The organism is Flavobacterium sp. (assembly GCF_036741995.1).
Lineage (GTDB): Bacteria > Bacteroidota > Bacteroidia > Flavobacteriales > Flavobacteriaceae > Flavobacterium.
In genome coordinates this window covers 1-6,550 of record NZ_DAINRG010000076.1, presented here as the reverse complement: position 1 = coordinate 6,550, position 6,550 = coordinate 1, and the positions used below count along the sequence as shown (strand labels likewise).

The following is a 6,550-nucleotide window of genomic DNA, read 5'->3' as shown; positions in this document are numbered from 1 at the left end:
AAAAAATAGCCGATTTTATCCATCCGGAATACCATGAAAGAATTGGTTTCATCAAAGACATTGCAGCCGGTGCAGTAATGTTTGCTGCCTTGGCAGCTATGGCTATTGGCTTGCTTATTTATGTGCCTAAATTTGGCTAAACCTCCGAATAAATTTCTATTTTTATAGCTTCATACTATAATTCATGGCAAAAACAGTAAAAAAAGAACCCAAAGAAAAAGATCCTAACCAGGAACTGAAAATATTGAAAACTAAAAAGCAGTACCGAATGCTCTTCGGTTTTGTTTTGGTGCTCACTTCGATAGCTTTTTTAGTTTCTTTTATTTCTTTCTTTTTACACGGTCAAGCCGATCAAAGCTCGGTAGATGCCTTAACCGATCGCAGTGAAAGTGCTCAGAACTGGTTGGGCAAATTTGGCGCCTATATAGCCGATTTATTCATTTACCGTGGTTTTGGTGTAGCAGCTTTTTTATTGGTAAAATTACTGTTTTTAAGTGGTGCCTTCCTTATTTTAGACTTGCCGATACGCAAGTTAAAAAACACTTGGTTTTGGGATTTGTTTGCGGTAGTGGTCCTGTCGATATTATTCGGTTTTTTTGCTACGACTTTACCCGAATTAGGCGGTACAATTGGCTATGAAATGAATCTGTTCCTTCAGGATTATATCGGCAAAATGGGAACCTTCTTAGGATTGGTCTTTGCCATGGTTATCTACTTGATTTTTAAAATAAAAATCTCTCCTGATGCTATCAAATCCTTCTTCGAAAAGAAACACAAAGACATCAAAGAAGATTTAAACAGTATGGTTTCCGATACCAAAGGAACCGATTACAACTTAGAAGAATTTGCCGTAAAAGAAGACCCGAGCGATAGCGAACTGGCGAAGCAAACTCTAGAGGAAGAAATTGAAGAACCCACTTTAAAACCTTCGCAATTCGAAATCAATAAAGAAGCGTTGAAACCCACCATTGAACATGCTTCCGAAATCAGTTTGGAACCTACCATCAAAACGGTTACTCCTACTCCACAACCTGAAATTATTGAAACCAATGACGAAGCTTTCGTAATCGAAAAATCAGCAGATGAGGACGTTATGGAAGAAAACTTAGCAGCCAAACTGGTTGCTGATTTTGGCGAATTTGATCCAACCTTGGAATTATCGAATTACAAATTCCCGACGATTGATTTGCTAAAAGAATACTCCTCTGTTGGGATTACCATCAACCAAGAGGAATTAGAAGAAAATAAAAACCGAATTGTAGAAACGCTGAAAAACTACAAAATCGATATTGCCCAAATTAAGGCCACTGTTGGACCTTCGGTCACTTTGTATGAAATTGTTCCGGAAGCCGGAATTCGTATTTCCAAAATCAAAAGTTTGGAAGACGATATCGCTTTATCATTGGCAGCGCTTGGTATTCGTATCATTGCTCCTATTCCCGGAAAAGGTACCATTGGTATTGAGGTGCCGAATAAGAACCCAACGATGGTTCCGATGCGAACCGTGATTTCTTCGGCTAAGTTTCAGGAAGCGGAAATGGAATTGCCTATCGCTTTAGGAAAAACCATTTCGAATGAAACCTTTGTGGTGGATTTAGCCAAAATGCCTCACCTGTTAATGGCTGGTGCTACCGGACAAGGAAAATCGGTGGGATTGAACGCCGTGTTGGCTTCATTACTTTACAAAAAACATCCGGCGGAAGTGAAGTTTGTTTTGGTAGACCCGAAGAAAGTTGAACTTACGCTGTTTAATAAAATAGAGCGTCATTATTTGGCCAAATTGCCCGACACTGAAGATGCCATCATTACCGACAATACCAAAGTAATCAACACCTTGAATTCGCTTTGTTTGGAAATGGACAACCGTTATTCATTGTTGAAAGACGCCATGGTGCGTAACATCAAGGAATACAACGAAAAATTCAAAGCCCGCAAACTGAATCCGGAAAACGGTCACCGTTTCCTGCCCTATATTGTTTTGGTGGTGGATGAGTTTGCCGATTTGATTATGACAGCCGGTAAAGAAGTCGAAACTCCGATTGCCCGTTTGGCGCAATTAGCGCGTGCTATTGGTATTCACTTGATTATCGCTACACAAAGGCCGTCGGTAAATGTAATTACCGGAATTATCAAAGCCAATTTCCCGGCGCGTATTGCCTTTAGAGTAACGTCTAAAATAGATTCAAGAACCATCCTTGATACGCAAGGTGCTGACCAATTGATTGGTCGCGGAGATTTATTATATACGAATGGTAACGACTTAGTGCGTGTACAGTGCGCTTTTGTGGATACCCCTGAAGTAGAAAGAATTGTTGATTATATTGGTTCCCAAAAAGCTTATGCCAGTGCTTATCTGTTACCGGAATATGTTGGAGAAGAAGGCAGTAGCGTAAATCTGGAGTTTGATATCTCTGAAAGAGACAGCATGTTCAGAGAAGCAGCTGAGATAATTGTTACCGCCCAGCAGGGTTCGGCATCATTATTGCAGAGAAAGTTGAAACTGGGTTACAACCGCGCCGGTCGTTTGATTGACCAATTAGAAGCCGCCGGAATTGTAGGTCCGTTTGAAGGAAGCAAAGCAAGAAGTGTAAACATTACAGACTTGGCTTCTTTGGAACAATTTTTTAACAATGAACAAAATAATACCTAAAATGAACAAAATACTTTCGATTGCACTATTCTTATTGGTAAGTTTCTCTAGCCAGGCTCAGGATAAAAAGGCAAAAGATTTATTAGACCAAGTCACCGCTAAGATTAAATCTTACGACAACATTACTATTGATTTCAAATACACTTTAAACAACAGTAAAGAAAACATCAATAAAGAAAGTAAGGGCAACCTCTTGCTGGAAGGCAATAAATATGTGCTGAACTTTATGGGCGTTACCAAAATATACGATGGCAAAAAAAGCTATACTATAGTTCCGGAAGATGAAGAAGTTACCGTTTCCAGCCTGAATGACGGTGATGAAAAAGCAATCACGCCTTCTAAAATGTTGACCTTTTTCAACAGTGGCTATAAATTTTATTGGGATATTCTTCAGGATGTAAAAGGCCGAAAAATTCAGTACATCAAACTAGTCCCAACGAGTGCTAAAGATCAGCGGAAAGAGATTTTATTGGGCATCGATTCCCAAACCAAAAACATTTATACGGTGATTGAAATGGGTAAAAACGGGACTAAAACCACGCTTACTGTTAATTCTTTTAAAACCAACCAACCTTTGTCAAAAAATCAGTTTACCTTTGTGGCTAGTAAATATCCTAATTACTATATCAACAAAATAGATTAACCTCGGGTGAAAATACTTGACAAGTACTTATTAAAATCCTTCCTCGTTACATTTGCTACGGTATTTGTAATTCTGTTTTTCATATTCGTACTGCAAGTCGTTTGGCTTTTTATCGCGGAATTGGCTGGGAAAGACTTAGACATTATCATGATTGGTAAGTTTCTAATGTTCAAAATGCCCAGCGTTGTTCCCTTAGTACTTCCCTTATCCGTTTTATTGGCTTCGATTATGACTTTCGGAAGTTTGGCCGAGAACTATGAGTTTGCCGCCATGAAATCTTCGGGTATTTCGTTGCAAAGAGCGATGCGCAGTTTGATATACTTCATATTGATTTTAAGCGCTGTAGCTTTTGCTTTTGCCAATAATGTCATTCCGTATGCCGAATACAAGTTCATTAACTTTCGTAGAAACATTGCGCAGGTAAAACCCGCCATGGCTATAGCCGAAGGACAATTCAGCGAAGTGGGGAGTTACAATATCAAAGTGGAAAAGAAATCTGGCGATAATGGTAAATACCTTAAATTAATTACCATCCATAAAAAGTCTAGTTTGGGCGAAGGCAGCAATACCGTTATCAAAGCCAAAACCGGAGAATTGGTCAGTAGTGAAAATTCTAACGTGTTGAAATTGGTGCTGAAAGATGGAAACTATTACGAAGACATCATTCCCAAAAAGTTTGAAGAACGCAACAAATTGCCTTTTGCTAAAAGCGAATTTAAACGCTATGTGCTCAATATTGATTTATCTAAATTGAACAATACCAATTTGGATGAAGACCAAATTACGCACACTAACACTATGCTTACCGTTGGAGAATTGCGATATACCATTGACTCTCTGCAAAAAAATTACAACAAAGACGTGATTTCCTATACGGAAAACATCTATCAGCGTTATGGTACGAACAGTGGTTTCCAAAATGACACTATCGTCACTCCCAAGTTAAACACGGCTAATTTGCTACAAAATTTCACCAAAAGCGAACAAACACAAATCGTGCGTGTGGCCAGTAGTTCTGTTGACGGCACTAAGTTTACCTTAGAGAATTCCAAATTTGAATTAGAAGAAAAACAAAAAAACATCAACCAACACTGGATAGCTCTTTATGACAAGTTTGTCATTGCTTTTGCCTGTATCCTGATGTTCTTTATTGGTGCTCCGCTGGGTGCCATTATCCGAAAAGGTGGTTTAGGATTGCCTATTGTTTTTGCCATATTAATTTTTATCATCTTTCACTTCATCAATACCTTTGGTAAAAAAGTGGCTCAGGAAAACGGTATTGCGCCGTTTTTGGGTTGTTGGATGTCTACTTTTGTATTGGCCCCGTTGGCCATATTATTGACCAAAAGAGCTACAGAAGATAAAGGAGTGACTATTAACTTTGATTGGATAATCAATCTTTTCAATCGCTTTTTCCCATCCAAAAGTGAAGCCGAATTATTGTTGGAATCAACTAGCGGTGTGGATTATATTCCGGATTTAGAAGATGATGATGTCAAAAACTTTATTCAAACCAAAAGCAGTACCGGTAGCAGCCCTGTAAAAACAGTAACGAATGAAAGTCAACCTAAAGTAATCGATCATGCCAAAGTTGAACTTTTACAGACAGCTTATAATAAATACAGCCTTGCTGCCCTTGCCTCCTATTTTGCTTTGTTGGCTTTAGTCCTTTTTGGAATAACAACAATGCTACTTACAATAACAGCCGTGGTTTTGGGAGTAATCTTCTATGCTACCATATTCCGCTCACAACAACTGTTAAATAAGATTAGTACTGAATGCAATAAGAAAATGGATTTAAACAGCCTAACAGTGCTATTGGGCGGGTTTCCGTTCTTTATCTTGTTTTATCTCTTTAACCGAAGTTATCTAACTACAACTTTATCCCATATAAATAAAAACGTCTAATGGACAACAACAACAACACAAAAATACAACTCAACACTATAGAAGAAGCTATCGAAGACATCCGTCAAGGAAAAGTCATCATAGTGGTAGATGATGAAGACCGTGAAAACGAAGGCGATTTTTTGGCGGCAGCCGAAAAAGTAACTCCCGAAATGATCAACTTCATGGCTACTCACGGACGCGGCTTAATTTGTGCCCCGCTAACGGAAAGACGTTGCAACGAATTGGAACTACATTCGATGGTGAAAAATAACACCGACCACATGGAAACCGCTTTCACGGTTTCTGTAGATTTAAAAGGTCATGGTGTAACTACAGGAATTTCAGCTTTAGACAGAGCCAAAACCATATTAGCTTTAGTCAATGAAGATACCAAACCCTATGATTTAGCACGTCCCGGACATATCTTTCCGTTAACGGCCAAACAAGGCGGTGTGTTGCGAAGAACTGGTCATACCGAAGCCGCTATTGATTTTGCCAGATTAGCGGGCTTTAAATCAGCCGGTGTGATTGTGGAGATTATGAATGAAGATGGGACTATGGCTCGTTTGCCACAATTGGTAGAAGTGGCTAAAAAGTTTGATTTGAAATTGGTTTCAATCGAAGACTTGGTAGCTTACCGAATGCAACACGACAGTTTGATCGTCAAAAAAGAAGATTTTGAAATTGAGACGCGTTTTGGGCAGTTCCGTTTGCGGGCTTACCAACAAACGACTAACAAGCAAGTACATTTAGCCCTGACCAAAGGCAGTTGGAATGTGGGTGAGCCAATACTTACCCGTATCAATTCGACGCAAGCCAACAACGATATCCTCAATACCCTGACCAGTAATATGGATCAAAAACTGGAGGACATGTTCCAAAGCATCAACAACGAAGGCAAAGGCGCTGTATTATTTATCAATCAGGAAGTAGATTCATCTGATTTATTGAATCGCTTAACTGAGTTGAAACATTTACAGTGCGAGGGGATTTTCAAAATCCCACAAATCAAAATGGACATCAAAGATTTTGGTATTGGCGCTCAAATTTTGCACGATATTGACATTTCCAAAATCCGATTAATCTCTAATACAACCCAAACTAAGCGCGTGGGAATGATTGGATATGGTTTGGAAATTACAGAATACGTACCTTATTAAAGAAAATCACTTATAATTTACAAGGATAAACAACAGTAAGTGAAAGGAATAGCTTTAGCCATAAAAAATAAGTGTATTTTTTAGACTAAATCTTTTTGCAAAATGAAAAAGGTTGTTATATTTGCAACCGCATTACGCAAGTAGGCACCGACTTATTGGAGAAATGGCAGAGTGGTCGATTGCGGCAGTCTTGAAAACTGTTGACTG

4 protein-coding genes and 1 pseudogene are annotated in these 6,550 nt (G+C 38.9%); all 5 read left to right on the top strand.

Annotated elements, in window-relative coordinates; all coding sequences use genetic code 11:
* Nucleotides 1-140, top strand: a 140-nt coding sequence (locus V7D82_RS13115; RefSeq protein WP_333601408.1) for a diacylglycerol kinase family protein, incomplete at its 5' end; no start/stop codon positions are given.
* Nucleotides 141-184: 44 nt separating this feature from the next.
* Nucleotides 185-2,650 carry a DNA translocase FtsK gene (locus V7D82_RS13110; RefSeq protein WP_333601407.1) on the top strand — a complete coding sequence of 822 codons (2,466 nt, stop codon included), beginning with the start codon at nt 185-187 and terminating at the stop codon, nt 2,648-2,650.
* A gap of 1 nt (nt 2,651) precedes the next feature.
* Nucleotides 2,652-3,293, top strand: coding sequence for a LolA family protein (locus V7D82_RS13105; RefSeq protein ID WP_333601406.1), 642 nt, complete (start codon nt 2,652-2,654; stop codon nt 3,291-3,293).
* 6 nt (nt 3,294-3,299) lie between these two features.
* Nucleotides 3,300-4,718, top strand: a pseudogene (locus V7D82_RS13100) (LptF/LptG family permease); the annotation flags it as partial.
* A 482-nt stretch (nt 4,719-5,200) separates the two neighbouring features.
* A complete protein-coding gene (ribB, locus tag V7D82_RS13095) occupies nt 5,201-6,343 on the top strand; it encodes a 3,4-dihydroxy-2-butanone-4-phosphate synthase (RefSeq protein ID WP_333601404.1) in 1,143 nt (380 codons plus the stop codon).
* Nucleotides 6,344-6,550: the final 207 nt, after the last annotated feature.